The following is an 18,664-nucleotide window of genomic DNA, read 5'->3' on the forward strand; positions in this document are numbered from 1 at the left end:
TTGCGTGTCATATTTCGCCTGACTTCGCTGAGTTGCGGTACGGTCTAGCCGGGATGTCGATACATTAGTGGTAATAATAGTACACATAACTTGATGTGAAGTGTTGGTGTTTCTAAGCTGACCGAGAAGCGCGGCACCCGGTCGCCTCCTCGAAAGGACTCACCATGAAACGCACTGCTCGCACACCCGCCATATTCGGCATCCTCGCCGTCACTGCAATGGGCCTTACCGCGTGCGCAAGCACTGCTGACGCCGCGGATTCCGCTGGTGAGACCGGCTCGAAAGGTGGTGTACAGACCGTGCTCGTTGCGACCGGCGCCTCCCCGAAGCCGTACACATTTCTCGACAAAAACGATGAACTCACCGGCTACGACATCGAGATTCTCAAGCAGATCGACAAAAAGCTGCCCGACATCGAGTTTAAGTACGAGGTCGCAGATTTCCCGGCACTGTTTGCGGGCCTCGACTCGGGCCGCTTTAACGTCGTCGCCAATAACCTGTCGGCCACCGATGAGCGCCGCGAAAAGTACGACTTCAGCGATCCGTACACAGAGGCGCAGTTTGGCGTGATTTTGAAAGACGGCGCGAAGGGAACCGACTCGCTCGACGAGCTCGCCGGAAAGCGCACCTATGGCGAACCCGGCCTGAACTTCACGCGTGTACTCGAGGCCTACAATGAGCAGCACCCGGACAAGACGATCAATATCGAATACACCGAACTCGATCTGCAGTCGCAGTACAACAACCTGGCGGCGGGTGGGGTCGACTTCCTCTTTAACGAACGTGTGGTCTACAACGGTTACGGTGGCAAGGCCAACCTGGGTCTTGAGTTCTACCCGCTTGACGGCAAATACCTGACGGAGAACTTCGGCACGAATCTCTTCTCGGCCTACGCCTTCTCGAAGCAGAGGCCCAAAGTCGCCGATGTGGTGAAGCAGGTCAACGGCGCACTCGCGGAGCTTAAAGAAAGCGGTAGCCTCAAGAAACTGAGCGAGAAGTTTTTCGACGGCGTCGACGTCACTCCCAAGAACTAAGAGCGGGTCGGCTCGCACGTGAACATTATCGATTTCGGGGCAATCGGCGAGTACACACTCGACCTGATCCCCTACATTCCGATCACGCTGGCGCTCAGTGTTGCAGCAACCGTGTTGGGCACGGCGCTGGGACTCGTGATGGCCCTCATCAAGCTGTCGCGAGTGCCGGTGCTGAGCCAACTCAATGCCCTCCTGGTGTCGTATCTGCGGGGCACACCACCCATCGTTCAGCTGCTGCTCAACGTCAATGCGGTGCCGATCGCGATCCTCTACATCAACCACCAGTTCGGCACGAAGTGGGACGCGATGGGGCTCTCACCCTTTATTGTGGCGGCCTTTACCTTCGCGCTAACCGAGGCGGCGTACAGCTCGGAGACAATCCGAGCCGCGCTGCTATCCGTAGATCGGAGAGAGATCGAGGCTGCGCACGCCCTCGGCATGACGCCGTGGCAAACGCTGCGTCGGGTCACGATCCCGAACGCCGCAGTTGTCGCGTTCCCGACGCTCGTGAACCACTTCATCGGCATGCTAAAACAATCGTCGCTCGCTTTTGTGGTGTCCGTCATCGAGATCACCGCCTACGCGAAGATCCTCGGCGGCCGCGACTACCGCTTCTTCGAGGCCTACCTTGCCACCGCAATTGTGTACTGGGCACTGACGGTGGTTATTGAGCAGGTCGCACGGGTTGTCGAGCGGAAGATGCAGAAGCCGCCGCTATCGGGTCGTTCGCGAGCGCTAGAGATAGAGGAGGCGAGAGTGTGATTGCCTTAGAACACCTGAGTAAGTCGTTCGGATCGCGCAAGATCCTCGACGATCTGTCGCTTGAACTGGCGGAGGGGCAGGTGACGGCGATTGTCGGACCCTCGGGTGCCGGTAAATCGACGCTGCTGCGCTCCATTGACTTTCTTGAGCGACCCGATGCGGGCCGTGTGGTGATCTATGACCTTGCGGTGGACGCACGGACCGCAACGAAGGCCCAGATCCTGAGCTTGCGCCGCAGTACCGCCATGGTGTTTCAGCAGTTTCAACTTTTCTCGCGTAAGACCGCCATCGAAAATGTGGCCGAGGGCTGCGAGTGATCCGGGGCTTGGATCGGCGCACGGCAGAAACCGAGGCAGCAGCCCAACTCGACCGTGTTGGACTCGCGTCTCACGCGCACCACTACCCGGCCCAGCTCTCGGGCGGGCAACAGCAGCGGGTCGGGATCGCACGAGCGCTCGCGATGCAGCCGCGTGTATTGCTGCTCGATGAGCCGACGAGCGCGCTGGATCCGGAGCTTGTGGGGGAGGTGCTCGCTACGATCCGCAGTATTGCGGCCGATGGCCAGACCATGGCCATTGTGTCGCACGAGATGAACTTTGTGCGCCAGCTCGCGGCTCGCATCGTGTTTCTTGAGGGCGGGCGGATCATCGACGACGCGACCCCCAACGACTTCTTTGGAGCGCACACGAACGAGCGGACTCGCAGCTTTCTGCGCGAGTACCACCTCGCTCTCGGCACACCCGAATACCAAATTTAAGAACAGAACATTAAGGAGAGAATCATGACTCAATCGACCGCCAATAGTAGCCGTCCGCTCAAGCATCTTGGCTTCATTCACCTGGTGCCTTTTTCACGGGACAACCCCGCGCAAGGGCTCGCCGACGGCCTCGAACTGTTCCGCTATGCGGAGGAGCTCGGTCTCGATAGCGGCTGGGTGCGTACCCGGCACTTGCAGAACGGGCTCCCCTCGCCGGCCACATTCTTTGCAGCGGCGGCCCAGCACACCGAGCACATCGGGCTCGGCTCGGCCGTGATCCCGGTGGGCTACGAGAACCCCTTCAGACTCGCGGAGGATCTCGGAACCGCCGATGTGCTGTCTGGCGGGCGGGTGCTCGGTGGGCTCAGTGTGCACGGCCCCGGGTATGCCGACGACGCCGTGAACGACACCGTCTACGACACTGGCTGGCGTGAAGAGGACTACGGTTACGGACGCATCGAGCGCCTACGTGGGCTGCTCGCGGGTGACCCCGTTCGTGAGGTGCCGCCGTACAACGGGATCGGAGGTGACATCGATTCCGAGCGCGTTGAGCCACACAGTCCGGGCCTCTCCGAGCGTCTCTGGTACGGTGGCGGTTCGTTGCGTTCGGCAGAGTGGGCGGGGCAGGCCGGTTTCAACTGGCTCGTGAGTAACATCAGCTCGTCGGAGAACGGGATCACTGACTTCTCGATCGCGCAGCGTGCGCAGATTGACACGTTCCGTGCTGCGCATCCTGCCGGGGAGGATGCGCGGGTGAGCGTTGCGCGTGTGATTGTGCCGACGGATGGTGCGACGCCGGAGCAGCAGCAAAAGTACAGCGAATACGCGGAGGGGCGCACACCTCGAACACGAAAGATCCACGGCAAGAACACGATCATTGCACCTGACGTGCTCGGGTCTCTCGACGAGATTGTCGAATTTATTCAGCAGGATGTCGCGTTCCAAGGAGCCGATGACTACCTCTTTGAGTTGCCCTTTGAATTCGAGCTTGAAGACTGGAAGCAGATCCTGCATCAGCTCGCAACGCGGATCGGGCCGGCGCTCGGTTGGCAACCTTCCGCGCAGCGACGTTTGGTGCTGGTGTGAACGAAGAGACCCTCATCCGAACCGCGCACCCCCGTGAGTTCAAAGCAATTGACGCGTTGATTGAGGCTGCCTACGCGCATGATTACGGACCCTCGACCGGCGACAGTGACCTGATTCACCTTGCTGCGGCGAGAGCTAAGCGGTTTGACGTGTGGGTCGCACACGACGCGGCTGGTTTGCTGCTGGGCAGCGTGACCACGCGTCGTGCAGGTGGCCCACCGTTGCACGAGGACGTGCGAGAAGGGGAGCTTGATCTGCGGTTGCTCGGAGTGGCGCTCGAGGCTCGTCGGCGTGGAGTTGCCTCTGAACTCATGAGGTTTGTAGGTGAACACGCGGCAGCTTCCGGGTTCAGTGCTGTGGTGCTGAAAACTGCTCCGAACATGACCGGTGCTCATCGGTTATATGAGGCGATTGGCTTTGCCCGAGACGCCGGGCGCGATGGTTTGTGGATCGATGGTGAATGGCAATTTGATCTCTTGACATACGTCTACGAACCCGTAGATGTCGGATGATCTGAGGATGCTTGCAGGCAGCTGTGGATGGCGCCTGTTTGGGGTGCTGATTTCTGCGCAATTTCGGTGGGCTGACCGGGTGTTTCCTAGCGTTCATAAATCACCTTTGATCTGCGATTTTCCACCAATGAACCAGCCTCTAGAAGGAATGTAGAAAATTCTTTTCATAAATGCGTCATTTTTTGGGGGATAAGCCGTCTTATTATGTGAAGGCAGTTAGGGCCCACCCCCCTATTAGGGTCCTCTAGTCCTTCTCCGGCCGCTCATGAGCCGCCGGATCCTCTAGCGAGGCGGGGGGAGTGCTGTTCCAGAACCCGGCACTCCCCTCATTCCCCTAGCGCCTCATCTTTAAATGTCGTAGACACATTGGCTTTTAGGCCCGGATGCTGACCAGTGTCATGGATTGATTTCAGTGGGAAGGTTGCACTCACTTCATCTATCCTCGGATTGTGGCTGACCCTTTGAGGCGGCTTTGTTCGCAAGGCCGGGTCGCAGTCTCGGCAGATATGCGGGAATCCCCGGGCAATTGGCAGGGGCGAAATCTACCATTAATAGTGCAAGAACAACAAATTGCACCTCACACAATTGGAGATTTTTTGACTGGCGTTCTTTCTCGACGTTCTCGCCTTGTAACAGTTTCAGCTACCGCTGTCGCTTTTGGGGCATCGCTCGCATTTGGTGGAGCAACCGCCGTATTTGCCGAGGAACCACAACCGATCATTGATGTTGTGTATGTTGCAACAAACGTGGATACTTCACAGTTTGATACCGGAACGATCGCGGTGACCTACAGTCCCTCGTACGATGCGACGCACCCGGTGCCCGATCTTTCCCTGTATGGAGGTGTGGGCGAGCCGCAGCCCATGACGATCAACTACACCGTTGCTCCTCAGGCACCGGCCGCTGGCACTACGTCGGTCGTCACCGCTCCGGTATCGGGCTGGCCTGTTGTGAAGACAAGCACAAGCGCTGGCACTACAGGTGGAATTGTTGGTGCCACGGCATCGTATCTGTCGTTTAGCGCCGTTGCCGGTGCTGGTAGCACCAGCAATATACCTGCGGCACAAGCCTCCTGGACGACACACTGGGCGGATGTGTTGTCTGGAAAATATCAACCTACGTCGACCATTGAGGTCAAGCGACAAAGTTCTCCTTTACTCCCAGCCGGATTCGGTGCGATGACCCAGCCTGTCTATGCGATGTCAACGTCAGCTTCGAACGGTGTGTCCGGACCCGCGGGCGCAAATATTCCTGTATTTGCCACCGCATCTGGCATGGACGGTGTGGCCAGGGCCACCTACACAACACCGTTCCCGATCGTTTCAGACACGGACTCGCACACCGTTGATATTCTCCGCGGAGCGGGCGATGGTGACCTCTCAAAGACACAGACGGTGAACCTCAATATGTCGTTTGGGTCGTTTGTGCTGACCACGACTGATGGCACCACACCGGTGGATCCTGATGTTAAGCCCGCGATCACCTCGAAGGCCCCGCGAATGGGCTGGTCGGTGTCGCGTACACTCACCAGCTCGCGAGCACGGGTTCGCCGGCTGCCACGTATCGGGTGTCTGCAGGCAAATTGCCTGACGGGCTCACTCTTGATGGTGTGACGGGAAAGATCACGGGTAAGCCGACCAAGAGTGCTTCGTTCTCGTTTACGGTTGAAGCGAGGAACACGGCTGGAGTTGCGACCGCGAACTACACGCTCAAGGTCACCGCAGCAGGCACAACACCTTCGTGCACGGTTCCGCGTAAGGTGCCTGTGTTTACCGATGTGGCTGTGAAGCAGAAGTTCTATGCAGAGATTGACTGGATGCACTGCATGAAGCTCTCGACTGGTTACGCTGACAAGACGTACCGCCCGAAGACCGAACTGTCGCGTGAGGCGATGGCCGCGTTTATGTACCGTCTCGAGGCCCCCAAGGGTTACAAAGCTCCTGCGAAGTCTCCGTTCTCTGATGTGCCTACGACCCACAAGTTCTACAAGGAGATCGCGTGGATGAAGGAATCGAAGCTGTCGACTGGGTACGCTGATGGCACGTATCGTCCGAAGGATGATCTGTCGCGTGAGGCGATGGCCGCGTTCATCTACCGCCTGGAAGCGAGCGACACGAAGAGTTACCAGGCTCCTGCCAAGGCAGTGTTTGCGGATGTCGCGATGGGGCAGAAGTTCTCCAAGGAGATTGCGTGGATGAAGGAATCGAAGCTGTCGACTGGTTACGCCGATGGCAGCTACCGTCCCAAGGACGACCTGTCGCGTGAGGCGATGGCCGCGTTCATCTACCGACTCGAAACGGCCTACCGCAGCTAGAGGTCAACGCGAGCACCCAATGCGCGGGTGTGGCCCGGAGGATATTTCCTCACGGGCCACACCCGTTTCTATAGATCAGGTGGCATGTTGCAACGGCGAGAGATCGATCATGTAAGACTTGCCGCTGGGAGCGGAACGGCTATGCCGCCCGCTGGGTGTTGGAAGGACGGATCCCTAAAGCTCCGTCAAGGCGGGGAGACCATCAATCTCGCTCTCTATCAATTTTCAAACTGCGTAATATTTTAGAGATTTTAAGCTCTTTATCTATAGAGGCTCCCGCACAGCTCCCCACCCCCAAATATCGCTTTGAGGGAGTCTCCCGGCTGTTCCCAAGACAGCCATCCCCTAGGTGAGGGAACGTTACCTCTGAGCGTGACGTTTCCCTCACGGTGGCTGTCGCGCGAACTCACAGAGTCCCGCTTGACTCCGACCATAGAATGGGCTGCGTGAGCGACAAACTGCTGCATTTGGTGCGCCACGGCGAGGTAGACAACCCCGACCGTGTGCTATACGGACGCCTGCCCGGTTTTTATCTTTCGGAGCGAGGGCAGGGCATGGCTGAGGCCGCGGCTCTCGAACTTGCCGGAAACGACCGCCAGGTCGCCAAGCTATACGCTTCGCCGCTCGAACGCACGCGCCAGTCTGCGCAGCCGATTGCGAGCGCGCTGGGCCTTGAGATTTTACTTGAGGATCGCATTATTGAGCCCACCAACTCGTTTGAGGGCATGGTGAATTCAGGATCAGATGCGGCGTTCAAGAAGCCACGCTACTGGCACCGCTACTGGAACCCGTTTCGGCCGAGCTGGGGCGAGCCCTACCGTCAGATTGCGGATCGCATGCGTCACGCAATGGACGATGCTTGGAACTCGACGCGCGGTGGAGATATTGTGATGGTGTCGCACCAGAATCCCATCTGGGTCACGCACCTTGATGTGGCCGGGAAGCCGCTCTTCCATAACCCCGCGAGTCGCCGCTGCGACCTGTCAAGCATCACGACGTTTGAGCGTCGCGGAGAGCGCTGGTTTGAGGTTGACTACCGCACGCCCGCACAGGGCCTGCTTGAAGACGCCGTAGACGTGGGAGCCGTATGAACCGCCGCACGACCGCCGCACTTGCCGTCGCGCTTCTCACTTCTCTCACACTTGCCGGTTGCAGCAGCGAGGGCAGTGACCTCTCTCAGCAGTGGCAGGAATCGAGCGACAAGGGATACGTCTCTGGTGACGGTAGCTCCGAGAGTTTTCCGAAAAACGAGCGCACCGACCCCGTCGAGTTTTCGGGCGAGACCGATCAGAACAATATCTACGGTTCTGCCGACACCCTCGGCTCCGTCACCGTGGTGAACTTCTGGTACGCGGGCTGCGCACCGTGCCGTGCTGAGGCCCCCGACCTTGAGGCCGCCTACGCCGAGTTTTCCGATAAGGGCGTCAAATTTTTGGGTGTAAACACCCGAGATCAGGTTGCCCAAGCGCAGCAGTTCGCCGAGCAGTTCAAGATCGAGTACCCCTCGATCATGGACAACGCAGGCGGCCGTGCGGTGCAGCGGGCCTTTGCGGGTCAGGTGCCACTGAACGCGGTGCCGACCACGCTGATTCTCGATGCGGAGGGGCGCGTTGCGCACCGCGTCATCGGTCAGCTCGCGGGTGAGTCCCAGCTGCGCACACTGATTGACGAGACGCTCGCCGAGTCGAGCAAGAGCGACTCGTAGCCGAAAGTGGATTTGCAGGGAATTGTCGCTGACGGGCAAATGCTCGTTGCTTCGCTGATTGCGCTTGCGGCCGGACTGGTGTCTTTTTTGTCGCCGTGTGTGCTGCCGCTTGTGCCGGGATACCTGGCCTACGTTGGGGCTAGCGCGGGGTCCGAATCTGGATCAGGTGACAAGCCCGCTCGACGCCGCCTGATCGCCGGGGCAGCCCTGTTTGTGGCCGGGTTTACAGCAGTGCTCGTTGCATTGATGGCTGCTGCCGGAACAGTCGGCGTCTGGCTCGTCGAATGGGAGAGCGTGATCACCCGCATTATGGGTGTCGTTGTGATTCTCATGGGGCTGGTCTTTATCGGTCTCTTCGGCAGAATGCAATACACGAAGAAGTTCGGTATGAAACCGCGGGTGGGCCTAGTCGGGGCTCCCCTGCTCGGCATCGTGTTTGCGGTCGGCTGGACCCCGTGCCTCGGGCCAACACTCGCTACGATCATGACCTTGAGCGTGCAGCAAGCATCCGTTGGCCGTTCGGTGATACTCGCACTCGCGTTCTGTCTGGGGCTCGGGATCCCCTTCGTGTTGGCAGCGTTCGGCTTCGGCTGGATGACGCAAACCATGACATTCTTTAAACGGCATATACGCACCGTCAACCTGATCGGCGGCGGTCTGCTGATCCTTATCGGTCTGCTGATGGTGACCGGAGTTTGGAGCCAAATGATGTATGAACTGCAGGCGGTGATTGGCGGATATGTCACGCCCCTCTGACGTCGGCGGCAGGCCGCGCGACTACGATGACGGCAGCGGGGCCGCTGCGCGCGTAGATTCGCCCGATCTTGGCTTCCGCGGCTGGCTGCGCTGGTTCTGGCGTCAACTCACGAGCATGCGAGTCGCACTGATTCTGTTGCTGCTTTTGGCGGTTGCAGCGATCCCTGGGTCGCTCGTGCCGCAGCGCAGCGCCGACCCGAACGGTGTGCTGCAATATCAGCAGGAGCACCCGAAGCTCTTTCCGATCCTTGACGCTTTCCCGATCCAGGCCTTCGACGTCTACGGCTCCGTGTGGTTTTCTGCCATCTATCTGTTGCTGTTTATCTCGCTGATCGGCTGTGTGATCCCGCGCATCACACACCACTGGCGTGCGTGGCGTGGGCAGCCGCCGAAGACTCCCGCTCGGCTGCAGCGTATGGCGGGCTACTCCGAGGTACGAGTTTCGAACCCCGACGCGAGTGATGAAGAACGCGCGGCTTTCGCTGAGCAGGCGATTGCCGAGGCCGCTGCGATTCTGAAAAAGCAGCGCTACCGAGTAAAAGTTCAGCAGGTAGTTAGGCGCGGAGTGCCTGAGGTGTCGGTGTCTGCTGAACGCGGCTATCTGCGCGAGACCGGCAACCTGCTGTTCCACTCGGCCCTGGTTGGTGTACTGATCAGTGTTGGTATCGGCGGCCTCTTCACTTTCAACGGTCAGAAGGTTGTGGTCGAGGGGAGACCATGATCAACCAGCTCATCGACTACGACACGGTTAATTCAGGGCGTGCCTTCGACACCTCAAGCCTGGAGCCGTTTGGCCTTCGCTTGGATTCCCTTGACGTGACATATGTCACGCCCGACGACGGCAATGTTGACGCGATCGGTCAGGTACGCGATTACACGGCAAACGTGAAGCTCATCGACGCGGACGGATCCGAATCGAAGAAGACTATTCGTGTGAATCACCCACTGCGCGTGCACGGATCGCCGATCTACCTGATCGCCAACGGTTACGCGCCGACGATCACTGTGAAGGACGCGAAAGGGAAGGTGCGGTATCACGAGTCTGTGCCCTTTATTCCCCAGGATATGAACCTCACCTCGCTCGGCGTGATCAAGGTGCCATACGGCCTGACTGACAGCAAAGGCAAGGAGACCCAGCTGGGTCTTCGCGGATTCTTCTATCCCACGAAGGCCGAATTGGAATCGGGTGCCTTCACCTCGAACTACCCCGACCTCGAGAACCCCGTGCTGACACTCGATGTGTTTATGGGCGATTTGGGCTTGATAACGGTGTACCGCAGTCCGTCTATGCTCTTGACACGACAAAGATGCAACAGATTGCGGGTCGCAATCTCGACACGAAGTCGCTTCAGCTCGCTCCGGGCAAGACTGTGGAGTTGCCAAACGGGCTCGGCACAGTCACGCTCGATGCTGTGCCGCGCTACGCTTCGTTCGACGTGATGCGCAATCCCGCGCAGGAGTGGGTGCTTGTGTTTGCGCTGCTCTCATTAGGTGGCCTAATGTGGTCGCTGTTTGTGCCGCGCCGACGCATGTGGGTGAAAGCGTTGCCCGACGAGGATGGGGTGGTGCTGCAGTACGCCGCACTTGCCCGCGGTGACGATCCGACGCTTGAACGCGCCGTGAACGACCTGCGTGATCGCCACCGCGAGCGGCTCTAGGGTCTCTTAGTGGAGGGTGGTCGCTGAACGCTGTCGAGTGCCGTCGACTAACCAGATTGCAGATGAGTGCCCAGATTGCCGACGAACGACCAGGTTAAGTACGTGCGGGAACGCTGGACGCTCGTCGGTAAGCTTGACGCTCGCGGTGCGAGGAGCCCGCGGGTCCATTTGTAAGGTCCACGGCTATCCTCCAACGTTGCGCTACGCGCATTAGCTTTTCGGATAAGGGTTTCATTTGATCTTCACTCAATCACTGACGATACTGTCGACGATCCTGATCCCCGGTCTGTTATTCATTCTTATGCTCAAACGCGGCTGGCTGCCAGCGCTACGAACTCCGATCGACAGGGGAACCCTGCTCGGTGGCAAGGCAGTCTTCGGGCCAACGAAGACCTGGCTCGGGGTGGTGGTCTACACACTGGGAGCCGGCATTGTGGGTGCACTGTGGGGAATCTTGTTTGCGGCAGGATGGTCCGGCTGGAGTGGTGGCCTGGCCCCCGTGTTTGAATCACCTCTTGCTGTTCTCAACGGCGCAACCATCGGGCTTTGGTACGCGGCGGCGGAACTGCTCAATAGTTTTGTCAAAAGACGACTAGGAATAGCCCCGAGTGCAGAGACAATCGGGGCTGGGCGGATACTGCAGCGTGCCATCGACCTGGGCGATGGCATTCTGGCCGTGGCGATCCTCTTACTCATTTGGCGGGTCGACCCGGTGCTCATTGCGCTTACAGCTGTACTCGGTTTCGCTGTTCACGCTCTCACCGATGTGCTCATGTACCGGTTGCGCCTCAAACACCGTTGATGCCGCTGCGAATCAGCCCAGCAGCACGAGCAACCCCGCGGTCACAAGGGGGATCGTTAGGTTGTCTGTTCCGCGCGGTGAGTAACGCTCCGTCGCAGCGGCGAGGATCGCGACGACCCCGATCGAAACCGCTCCGAAGCCGCAGGCCGCAACCACCACCGCGGTGACACCTACGAACACCACCGATCCCCACCAGGTCTTGGAACTGGAGCGGAGCAAATCGCCGGTGAGTCCCGCGGCTACGTCACCCAGGCCGAGTGTGAGCGCGGCAGCCACGAAGATCTCAAATCGATCGCCAGCGATACAGGCTCCGATAGCTAGGCCCAGCGGCAAATAGACATCGCCGAGCGACCGACGACGCACCTTATGAATCGAGGTGAATACCTGAAAATGCCGAGACAAAAGCATCAGCGCAGAGAAGCCGAGAGCCAGCGTCACGAACAACCACACGGGCATCAGCTGGTGCACTGCCACGGCGAACAGACAGGCTGCGACGTGAGCGACTCTGCGGGTTAACTCGGTCGGCGCACCGCGCTTGCGCACGAGGTACTCGAGCACCACGAAGGCCGTGAGGAGCACCAGCGTTGCTCCAAGAAAAACGGCTACCTCGGAAGCGGGGATCACGAGCGCCCCTCGTGCACGAGATACAGCGGTCGTGCTTTCGAAGTGTGTGCTCGAACAGCTCTGATACGCGCCGGCATCATACGTCTGGCCAGAAAAGCTCCACGGGTGAGCCAGATCACCTCTGCGAGGCTCGATTCTCGGAAACCAAACGTCCGCTGCGCCCACAGAGCGAATCCCGGCTGAAACGTCACCGCGACCGCGGGTAGGTCGTCGGTGAGCAATAGATCGAGCATGCTGCGAAACAACTCTCCGTTGCGGTGCTCACGCACGACAAAGAGGAAGCCGAGCTCTGGCACGCCAGACGCCCGACCCTCTGCCAAGAACCAGCCGACGACCCGGTCGTCGTCGAGAGCTACGACGAGGCGACCTTTCGCGAGTGACCTCCGCAGTTGCCGATCTGATCTCGGCGATATCGACGGTTCAGTCTTCACCAGGGCTTGGATCTGTTCGATGATCCCATCCCGGGCGCCCTCAACGACGTCAGTCGTCACATGAATAGTCTCGGTCACCCCCACAACCCACTATCAAAGGAGCGATCCTCGCTCAGAATCAACTCGTTCAGCAAACGGTTCATGCCAGAAACAGGATCGCGCCGGCAGCAAGGGGAACCACCAGGGCCGCCCAAAGCGCTTGGCGGCCGGTCTTGCGAATCTTGATGAGTGTGAGCTGCAGAATCGAGAGAACAATCAACACAACCGAGCCGAGAATAGCCACCCACAGTGCGCCCTGAAAGATCTGATCGAAGAGCAGAAACACAATAGCGGCGAGCGAGAGGTGGCACACCACAATGCCGCGGTAGTACTTGATGGGCTCATCGTCGGTGAAGCCCTCAATGTTGAACCTGATCAATCGGAGAATACCGGTCGCCACAATCACAAATCCGACCGACCATCCCAAGATTCCGGGTGCAATGTAGAAGCTGCTCAAAACAGCGGCGTACACCGAGTAGTTGATCACGTCGATGAAGCTATCGAGCTGCCGCCCAAACTCGCTCGAAACGCCAAGGCGCCTCGCCACAAACCCATCGAGCATGTCGAGCAGAAACGCTCCGAGCGCACACAGCACACTCGCGCGAAGGCTGCCGACGACGGCAAGGCCGATGGCGGTCCAGGCGACCAGAAGACTCAGGAGTGAGACGGCCCCTGCCGGGCCGATGGCCTGGATCCAGTATTGGATCCCGGTGGTCGCCGGTGCTTCGCGTCGCTCTGCGGTGTTCTCAGGCCGCTTCATCGATGTCTCCCGTTGTTCCGTTGATGGTGATGATCTGTCCGGTACGAAGCACTTCCGTTGCTCCCATGGCGGCGACGACGGCTGGCATCCCTAGTTCCCGAGAGATGATTGAGACGTGGGAGAGCGCGTTCCCTCGCTCGGTCACAACCCCGGCCGCTTGAACAAAGAGCAGGGTCCAGCCCGGGTCGATATGGCTCGTCACGAGGATCTTTCCTCGAACATCGATGGTCGGATCGAACTCACCAACCACGATGACCTCCGCAGTGAGTACGCCGGGAGAAACCCCCATGCCCTTTGCCATGCCGTCTCCGGAACGCTGGTCATCCGCGAGTAAAGAGCGCGGTGCTATCAGGCCAAAACCGACCATCCGCCTGGCGAGGGTCGCCGACTCGTACTCAGCAAATTCTGCTTTCCGCCTGGCGACCACGCCCCTCAAGTCTCGATCCCAGCCGTGCCCGTACACCGTTTGGTCGAGTTCGTCTTCTGTCACCCAGAACACATCGCTGGCGGTATCGAGCACGTTTGCCTGCACCAGGCGCTCTCCCAACGCGGAATAAGCCGTTCTCGCGAGTCCATACACCTGCGCCCGGTTGAACCGGAACCGCTCACGCCAATCGATTGCCTGCCTGGTGTGTTTGCCGGTCCAGGCCGTGCCGAATCTTCCTCTGGCCACGCGAGGCCCGGCATCCCGAGCGGGCTTTCCAGCCGGATCAGTGCCCAGCGCCAGCGAAACGATCACGCTGTAGTCGTCACCGAGCCTCGGGTTCTCGAGCTGGAGTTCGTCGGGTGCTCTGCCGCCGAAACGGTCGAGGTACTCGTCTACCAACCCCTTAAGCTGTGGCCATTTCGGAGAGTCGAGTACTTCTTGCACAGAGACAGTGGGCCGGGTGAGGGATCTCAACTCGTTACCCAGCTGACCTAGAGCGCTGAGCGGTGCGATACTGGCTCGATCACTCAACCCGTGTAGATAGCCGAGATAGTCGGCGTGCTGCTCGGGTGTGAAACAGTACGTCTTGAGCAGGCCGTGAAAGATCATCACCCGCAGATCATTGAACACCGGCACAGCCCACATGGTGAGTAGCTCGGAACGCATCCGCTCAATCTCGACCAAAATCGCATCAGCTTGGAGCCTCGTCCAATCGAGAGCCTCGTAGCGACGCAGCTTCAATCCGAATTGGCGTTTGAACCGTTCCGACATCGAATTCGATCGCAGCAGGAGCCAGCCCATTCTCGCGATCAGCGGAGCCATCGCTAACCCGCCCGCGAAGCCAAGCTTCTTTTGAGTCTCGACCCCCGGCGTACGCGACGGTTGCAGCATCGCCTGGAAAAAATCTTGATTACGGTTCGGCCCCGGGAGCAGCTTGATCATCTCGTACCAGTTGTCGATCTGGTAGTAGACTCGCCCGCCGAGATAGCCGAGTGTGTTTCGAAAGACGCTTTGTTTTTCTTCGAGAGCGGCCCTCGACACACCGATCAGGCGGAAGAAAGCAGGGTAGACCCGCGAGTAGAGACCACGAATGAACGAGTAGGTGAGCGGAAGTGTGATGCCGGGGTAGTTCTCCGCAATATTGCTGCAGTCCCAGGCGAGATCGTAGTCGAGCTGAAGGGTCGTCTGCGGCCGTACCTGCAATAGGGCGAGAGTGTTTCCCTTTGCGGCCCACTCAATATCTACCGGGTGACCAAGCCATCGTTCGCAGTCGAGTGCAATGTCAAGCAGCGCTGCTGGGGCGGGCAGCCGTCGCGGCCACTCCGTCAACTTCGATACCAGCAGGTGCTGCGCATTCTCACCATCGACGGTTGTGTTGCGCGATCCCTCGGACCAAGCGAGCGTGATCTCGCCTCGGCCGCTCTCGCTGAGGAGAACTCCGGTTCTTGAACCGTGAAACATTCGCTGGACAACGATGGAGCCGCCAACTTCCAGGGACGTAAGGCCCCTGGACTTCGCGTAGCTCACGATTCCGATCGAGGTGAGTTCACCCAGGCAGGCACGAATCTCGGCCTCGATCCGATCGGGATCGGCGGGGCAGTTAAGTGCTGTTCGGTACTGACCGGCAAAACTGCTGTCGGCTCCGTCTTCGGCAAGTGCGGAGGTGCGAACGCTCACGCTGCCCCACTCACTCGCCCCTGCGCGGTCAAGCATTTTGGCTATCACTGTGGAATCAGTTTGCACTGCAGCCTTGTTGTTATCAGACCACTGTTCGAATTCAGCTGTGCTCGATTCGCCGGAGAGGTACGTAGTGATCGCGGCCTCTGCCCGCGCGCGGTGAGTCGACCAGTCGATCACGATCTCTGAAATCGGCAGGATGATGAACTCGGGGACGAGACCTGGATATCGCTGGGCGAGTTCACGGAGCCCGTCGGCTTTGTTGCCGACGCCGCCGACTAACTCTGACGGGGCAACGGTTTGACCGAGGGGTGTGTTGGTCACAGAAATACCACCAATGCGAGAAGAGGGAGATGGATGGCCGCAATCACGGTCACCCAGGAGTCGCTGGCTCGTCGCACAAGCGCGAGCAGAACTAGCGCGGCAGAGACCCCGGGGGCGATTGGCGACGCGCCGGCAACGAAAGCGAGCGCCCCTGAGGCAATCATCAATAACAGCAAAATTGTGAGGGTGATCGGCCGCCCCCACACCGCGCTGTAGGTGTCAGGCACCACTGCGCCAGAGGGGTCGAATCGCGGACTGAACTTGCGGGTCAACTCGATTGACACGAACAGCAATGCGAGTGAGACTACACCGGCTACGGTCGCACCAGAAAATGGAGCGCCGAGCACAATCGCGACCCAGGTGAAGAACGGCAGGTAAAGAAACTCATGGATCAGGAACGATGCGGTGAAATGCCTGGCCATCCAGTCCCTCGAAAAGAATTCCACCGCGGTGAGTAGGGAGTATAGAACGATTGGAATGTACAGCACGAACCCCAGCCAGCCGCCGAGAAGACCAACACAGGTGAACTCCACGACAGTTGCACCCAGCCCGAGCATTGCCAGAGAGAATGGGGTAACCGCACCCCTCTGCACAGGGCGGTCGGGGTACACGGCTGAGTCGTGAGCGAAGTCTTTCCACTCATCGGTCACCCGATATCTCAGCAACAGAGCCAGGTACAGAAGAAACAGCCACAGGAGCAATAGGGGGATGGGCCAGTTGTGGGCAGCAGCCTGCCAATGATCGGCGGGCGCCCGTCCATTGAAACCCACTCGGAATAGGCCAACTGAGCCGAGCGCGAAAGCCGCCGAGAGCAAAGCGACTAGCGGAAGGGGAACCGTTCCCGCAGATAAAGCGCGAGGCCTCTCACCTCGCGTTCACGATGCTGTTTGTCTCGATCATTGCTCTTTTATCCTGATGTGTTGGGGTCAGTACCGCGATGCAGCCACCGGCAAGTGAGGCTCGCATTCGAGGGCGAACAAGAGCCTTTCCTTGGTTTTGTGTTGCACTTTTGGAAACATTGTTCTTGAAGTTCTCTATTGTATCCGTTTAAGAAGGCGCGAAATTAATTGTTCAGGTGTGCTGTTTGTGAGTGGGATTGCCTAGCTCGTGGTGATGATCTGGCGCTTGAGCGCGCCGTTACTGATCTGCGTGACCACCACCGCGAATGCCTGTAGGAATTAGACGCAGGCCTCTTCTCCGACCGGATCCGCGACGATGTTGTCGGAGGCCGCGGGGAAGTTTTCGATCTCACTACGCATACAGACCTGGCGGTATTCAAGAGTTCGTGTGAGCTCACATTTCTTTCCGTGTCAACAACCGCGTCGATGGTTGTTGCTCTGAGCGCCCCTGCGCCACCTGCGCGAATTGTTACCGATACTTTGAGTCCCGGCACAAAGTAAGGGTTTGGGCGCATGAACCCCGATTCCAAGAATGCACTGATCATGCCCAGGCCCGAGAAAGTAGCGTCGATACTGGCCTGGCCTGCGGCTGGATTGGGGCCCGCCGAACATGCACCCGTTTATGCCCAATGCGCCAGTTGTCCCCCTTCGAGAGAGACGCTTGGTAGTAAAAGGGGTGCAACCACGGAGGAGAAGCTTCGTTTTGCCTAGTGGCTAACGAACCTCGGCGTGACTCGCGAGGCCCAGACGATTCCCGAGCCCGAAGTAGTGCCTGAAATTGTAGATCAGCGGACGCCAGAGCCCTGGGTTGATGTGGGAGGTTCGATCGATCGTTAGCTCGTCAGCTGCATGGACCTGGGTGCAGCGAGCATGCACAACCGAGAGGCCACCAGCTTCGTCGTGGATTGACGTGACTTTGGCTTCCAAATGCACGGGTAGCTCCACAACCCGGTGCGGAGTGACCGTGTCGGCTTGAATCGGATGCCACCCGACCACTTCAAATTTATCGGCGACGAAGTGGGTGCCCTTTCGTTTGGAGGGTGGAACCGGATCAGCCCCGGTTGTGTCGCCGAGTTGTTCCATTTTCTGCCAGCTCGTTTCATCGGCAAGATTCAAGACGAGTTCGGGGTGGAGCTTCAGATTGGCAAGGGTGTGGCTGTCGGAGCCGAGCCCGAGAACGAGAAGGTTATCGAGGGCCCAATAGGAGGATATGGGGGCAAGGTTCGTGGTGCCATCAGTGTTCATTGAGGAGACCACGGCCACCGGGGTGCCAAAGTAAAGGACGGACGGCTTGATCGGTCGATGCGTGCTGTGAGGAATTGAGTTCTGGGCAGGCACGGTTTGCTGTAGTTCTTCGGTGCTGCCGCGAACAGGTGTGAAAATCGATGATTTGTTCATGCAACTATCCTCTGACGAACTTACTTCGGTCGTCGTCGAACTGTGCGTGCGAGAGAATCGAAGGATGGATGATCGTGCAGACGGTGCAGCCCTGGCGAAAGTAGCGAGCGTCATCGCTGACACTAGTCGGGCGACGATGTTGATTGGATTGCTCGACGGTAGAGCATGGACTGCAACAGAGTTGGCAAGGTATGCCGGAGTAGCGAACTCAACTGCCTCGGAGCATCTTCATGTGCTTGTGGGTAGTGGGCTCTTGGAAGAGCGGCGTGCCGGTCGACATCGTTACTTGCGTCTGAAAGATCCGAGTGTCTCTGAGCTGCTCGAGAAGTTATCGCTCCTGACTGTGCCAACAGCACCAAGATCTTCGTTGAGCGCCGTATCAAGAAATCACGAAATGCGTGCAGCAAGAACTTGTTATGATCACTTGGCCGGGGAACTCGGTGTGTTGCTTTTGGCTGCTTTGAGAGCACGTCGATTTCTCACTGCGGAGTTCCTCACTCGGGAAGGGGCTGAATGGTGTGCGTCAATAGGTGTTGACGTCGAGGCGGTTCGCGGCTCTCGTCGCCCGATTGTTCGCTACTGTCTCGACTGGACAGAAAGACTGGACCACCTTGCCGGTGGGTTGGGGCCGTGCTACTGAAACGGTTCCTCACGCTTGACTGGTTAGTAGAGGGAAGTTCTCCCCGTGTGCTTCGAGTA

Annotated in this window: 19 protein-coding genes and 1 pseudogene; 14 read left to right on the plus strand and 6 right to left on the minus strand. The window is 58.9% G+C overall.

Annotation, left to right across the window (positions count from 1 at the left end):
* Positions 1 to 164: 164 nt before the first annotated feature.
* The 13 genes and pseudogenes from G7066_RS02385 to G7066_RS02440 all read left to right on the plus strand — a co-directional run bounded on the left by G7066_RS02385 (position 165) and on the right by G7066_RS02440 (position 11,386).
* On the plus strand, positions 165 to 1,034 hold the full coding sequence (locus G7066_RS02385; protein WP_166328754.1) for a transporter substrate-binding domain-containing protein: 870 nt from the start codon (positions 165 to 167) through the stop codon (positions 1,032 to 1,034).
* 18 nt (positions 1,035 to 1,052) lie between these two features.
* Positions 1,053 to 1,796 carry an amino acid ABC transporter permease gene (locus tag G7066_RS02390; RefSeq protein ID WP_166328756.1) on the plus strand — a complete coding sequence of 248 codons (744 nt, stop codon included), beginning with the start codon at positions 1,053 to 1,055 and terminating at the stop codon, positions 1,794 to 1,796.
* The gene (locus G7066_RS16795; RefSeq protein WP_205881503.1) at positions 1,793 to 2,113 is read left to right on the plus strand and encodes an ATP-binding cassette domain-containing protein; all 321 of its coding nucleotides are present in this window, start codon (positions 1,793 to 1,795) and stop codon (positions 2,111 to 2,113) included. Before G7066_RS02390 ends, G7066_RS16795 begins: the two co-directional genes overlap by 4 nt.
* Positions 2,110 to 2,553, plus strand: coding sequence for an amino acid ABC transporter ATP-binding protein (locus G7066_RS15200; protein WP_205881504.1), 444 nt, complete (start codon positions 2,110 to 2,112; stop codon positions 2,551 to 2,553). The genes G7066_RS16795 and G7066_RS15200 overlap by 4 nt, the downstream gene beginning before the upstream one ends.
* A gap of 24 nt (positions 2,554 to 2,577) precedes the next feature.
* A complete protein-coding gene (locus G7066_RS02400; protein ID WP_166328758.1) occupies positions 2,578 to 3,639 on the plus strand; it encodes an LLM class flavin-dependent oxidoreductase in 1,062 nt (353 codons plus the stop codon).
* Positions 3,636 to 4,151 (plus strand): GNAT family N-acetyltransferase, encoded by a 516-nt coding sequence (locus G7066_RS02405; RefSeq protein WP_166328760.1) that lies wholly within the window; start codon positions 3,636 to 3,638, stop codon positions 4,149 to 4,151. Before G7066_RS02400 ends, G7066_RS02405 begins: the two co-directional genes overlap by 4 nt.
* A gap of 596 nt (positions 4,152 to 4,747) precedes the next feature.
* Positions 4,748 to 5,764 carry a hypothetical protein gene (locus G7066_RS02410; RefSeq protein WP_166328762.1) on the plus strand — a complete coding sequence of 339 codons (1,017 nt, stop codon included), beginning with the start codon at positions 4,748 to 4,750 and terminating at the stop codon, positions 5,762 to 5,764.
* The gene (locus G7066_RS02415) at positions 5,719 to 6,465 is read left to right on the plus strand and encodes an S-layer homology domain-containing protein (protein WP_166328764.1); all 747 of its coding nucleotides are present in this window, start codon (positions 5,719 to 5,721) and stop codon (positions 6,463 to 6,465) included. Before G7066_RS02410 ends, G7066_RS02415 begins: the two co-directional genes overlap by 46 nt.
* Before the next feature lie 446 nt (positions 6,466 to 6,911).
* Complete coding sequence (locus tag G7066_RS02420) at positions 6,912 to 7,556, plus strand: histidine phosphatase family protein (RefSeq protein WP_166328766.1); 645 nt, start codon at positions 6,912 to 6,914, stop codon at positions 7,554 to 7,556.
* A complete protein-coding gene (locus G7066_RS02425; protein WP_166328768.1) occupies positions 7,553 to 8,170 on the plus strand; it encodes a TlpA family protein disulfide reductase in 618 nt (205 codons plus the stop codon). The genes G7066_RS02420 and G7066_RS02425 overlap by 4 nt, the downstream gene beginning before the upstream one ends.
* 39 nt (positions 8,171 to 8,209) lie before the next feature.
* On the plus strand, positions 8,210 to 8,926 hold the full coding sequence (locus tag G7066_RS02430) for a cytochrome c biogenesis CcdA family protein (protein ID WP_166331867.1): 717 nt from the start codon (positions 8,210 to 8,212) through the stop codon (positions 8,924 to 8,926).
* 115 nt (positions 8,927 to 9,041) lie between these two features.
* Positions 9,042 to 10,584: pseudogene (resB, locus tag G7066_RS02435) on the plus strand (cytochrome c biogenesis protein ResB).
* A 235-nt stretch (positions 10,585 to 10,819) separates the two neighbouring features.
* Entirely contained in the window at positions 10,820 to 11,386 is a 567-nt protein-coding gene (locus G7066_RS02440) for a CDP-archaeol synthase (protein ID WP_166328770.1), read from the plus strand.
* A gap of 12 nt (positions 11,387 to 11,398) precedes the next feature.
* On the opposite strand, the gene G7066_RS02445 is transcribed toward G7066_RS02440, so the two are convergent.
* The 6 genes from G7066_RS02445 to G7066_RS02470 all read right to left on the minus strand — a co-directional run bounded on the left by G7066_RS02445 (position 11,399) and on the right by G7066_RS02470 (position 17,965).
* Positions 11,399 to 12,010 (minus strand): diacylglycerol/polyprenol kinase family protein, encoded by a 612-nt coding sequence (locus tag G7066_RS02445; RefSeq protein WP_166328772.1) that lies wholly within the window; start codon positions 12,008 to 12,010, stop codon positions 11,399 to 11,401.
* Positions 12,007 to 12,519 carry a hypothetical protein gene (locus G7066_RS02450; protein WP_166328774.1) on the minus strand — a complete coding sequence of 171 codons (513 nt, stop codon included), beginning with the start codon at positions 12,517 to 12,519 and terminating at the stop codon, positions 12,007 to 12,009. Before G7066_RS02450 ends, G7066_RS02445 begins: the two co-directional genes overlap by 4 nt.
* A 61-nt stretch (positions 12,520 to 12,580) precedes the next feature.
* Positions 12,581 to 13,240: a CDP-alcohol phosphatidyltransferase family protein gene (locus tag G7066_RS02455; protein WP_166328776.1), complete on the minus strand. Its 660-nt coding sequence runs from the start codon at positions 13,238 to 13,240 to the stop codon at positions 12,581 to 12,583.
* Complete coding sequence (locus tag G7066_RS02460) at positions 13,227 to 15,668, minus strand: PEP/pyruvate-binding domain-containing protein (protein WP_166328778.1); 2,442 nt, start codon at positions 15,666 to 15,668, stop codon at positions 13,227 to 13,229. The genes G7066_RS02455 and G7066_RS02460 overlap by 14 nt, the downstream gene beginning before the upstream one ends.
* Positions 15,665 to 16,318: a hypothetical protein gene (locus G7066_RS02465; RefSeq protein ID WP_166328780.1), complete on the minus strand. Its 654-nt coding sequence runs from the start codon at positions 16,316 to 16,318 to the stop codon at positions 15,665 to 15,667. Before G7066_RS02465 ends, G7066_RS02460 begins: the two co-directional genes overlap by 4 nt.
* Positions 16,319 to 17,281: 963 nt before the next feature.
* Positions 17,282 to 17,965 (minus strand): flavin reductase family protein, encoded by a 684-nt coding sequence (locus G7066_RS02470; protein WP_166328782.1) that lies wholly within the window; start codon positions 17,963 to 17,965, stop codon positions 17,282 to 17,284.
* A gap of 136 nt (positions 17,966 to 18,101) precedes the next feature.
* Here G7066_RS02470 and G7066_RS17700 point away from each other — a divergent pair, with 136 nt between their 5' ends.
* On the plus strand, positions 18,102 to 18,605 hold the full coding sequence (locus tag G7066_RS17700) for an ArsR/SmtB family transcription factor (RefSeq protein ID WP_425280784.1): 504 nt from the start codon (positions 18,102 to 18,104) through the stop codon (positions 18,603 to 18,605).
* Positions 18,606 to 18,664: the final 59 nt, after the last annotated feature.

Origin of the sequence: Leucobacter coleopterorum (assembly GCF_011382985.1) — a bacterium.
Classification (GTDB): Bacteria; Actinomycetota; Actinomycetes; order Actinomycetales; family Microbacteriaceae; genus Leucobacter; species Leucobacter coleopterorum.

What these genes read in the sequence shown, in the direction of transcription:
- G7066_RS02430 (WP_166331867.1), top strand. Translation starts at nt 8,210, where the DNA reads ATGCTCGTTGCTTCGCTGATTGCGCTTGCGGCCGGACTGGTGTCTTTT.
- G7066_RS02470 (WP_166328782.1), bottom strand. Translation starts at nt 17,965, where the DNA reads ATGAACAAATCATCGATTTTCACACCTGTTCGCGGCAGCACCGAAGAA.
- G7066_RS02455 (WP_166328776.1), bottom strand. Translation starts at nt 13,240, where the DNA reads ATGAAGCGGCCTGAGAACACCGCAGAGCGACGCGAAGCACCGGCGACC.
- G7066_RS17700 (WP_425280784.1), top strand. Translation starts at nt 18,102, where the DNA reads ATGTTGATTGGATTGCTCGACGGTAGAGCATGGACTGCAACAGAGTTG.
- G7066_RS02425 (WP_166328768.1), top strand. Translation starts at nt 7,553, where the DNA reads ATGAACCGCCGCACGACCGCCGCACTTGCCGTCGCGCTTCTCACTTCT.
- G7066_RS02385 (WP_166328754.1), top strand. Translation starts at nt 165, where the DNA reads ATGAAACGCACTGCTCGCACACCCGCCATATTCGGCATCCTCGCCGTC.
- G7066_RS02400 (WP_166328758.1), top strand. Translation starts at nt 2,578, where the DNA reads ATGACTCAATCGACCGCCAATAGTAGCCGTCCGCTCAAGCATCTTGGC.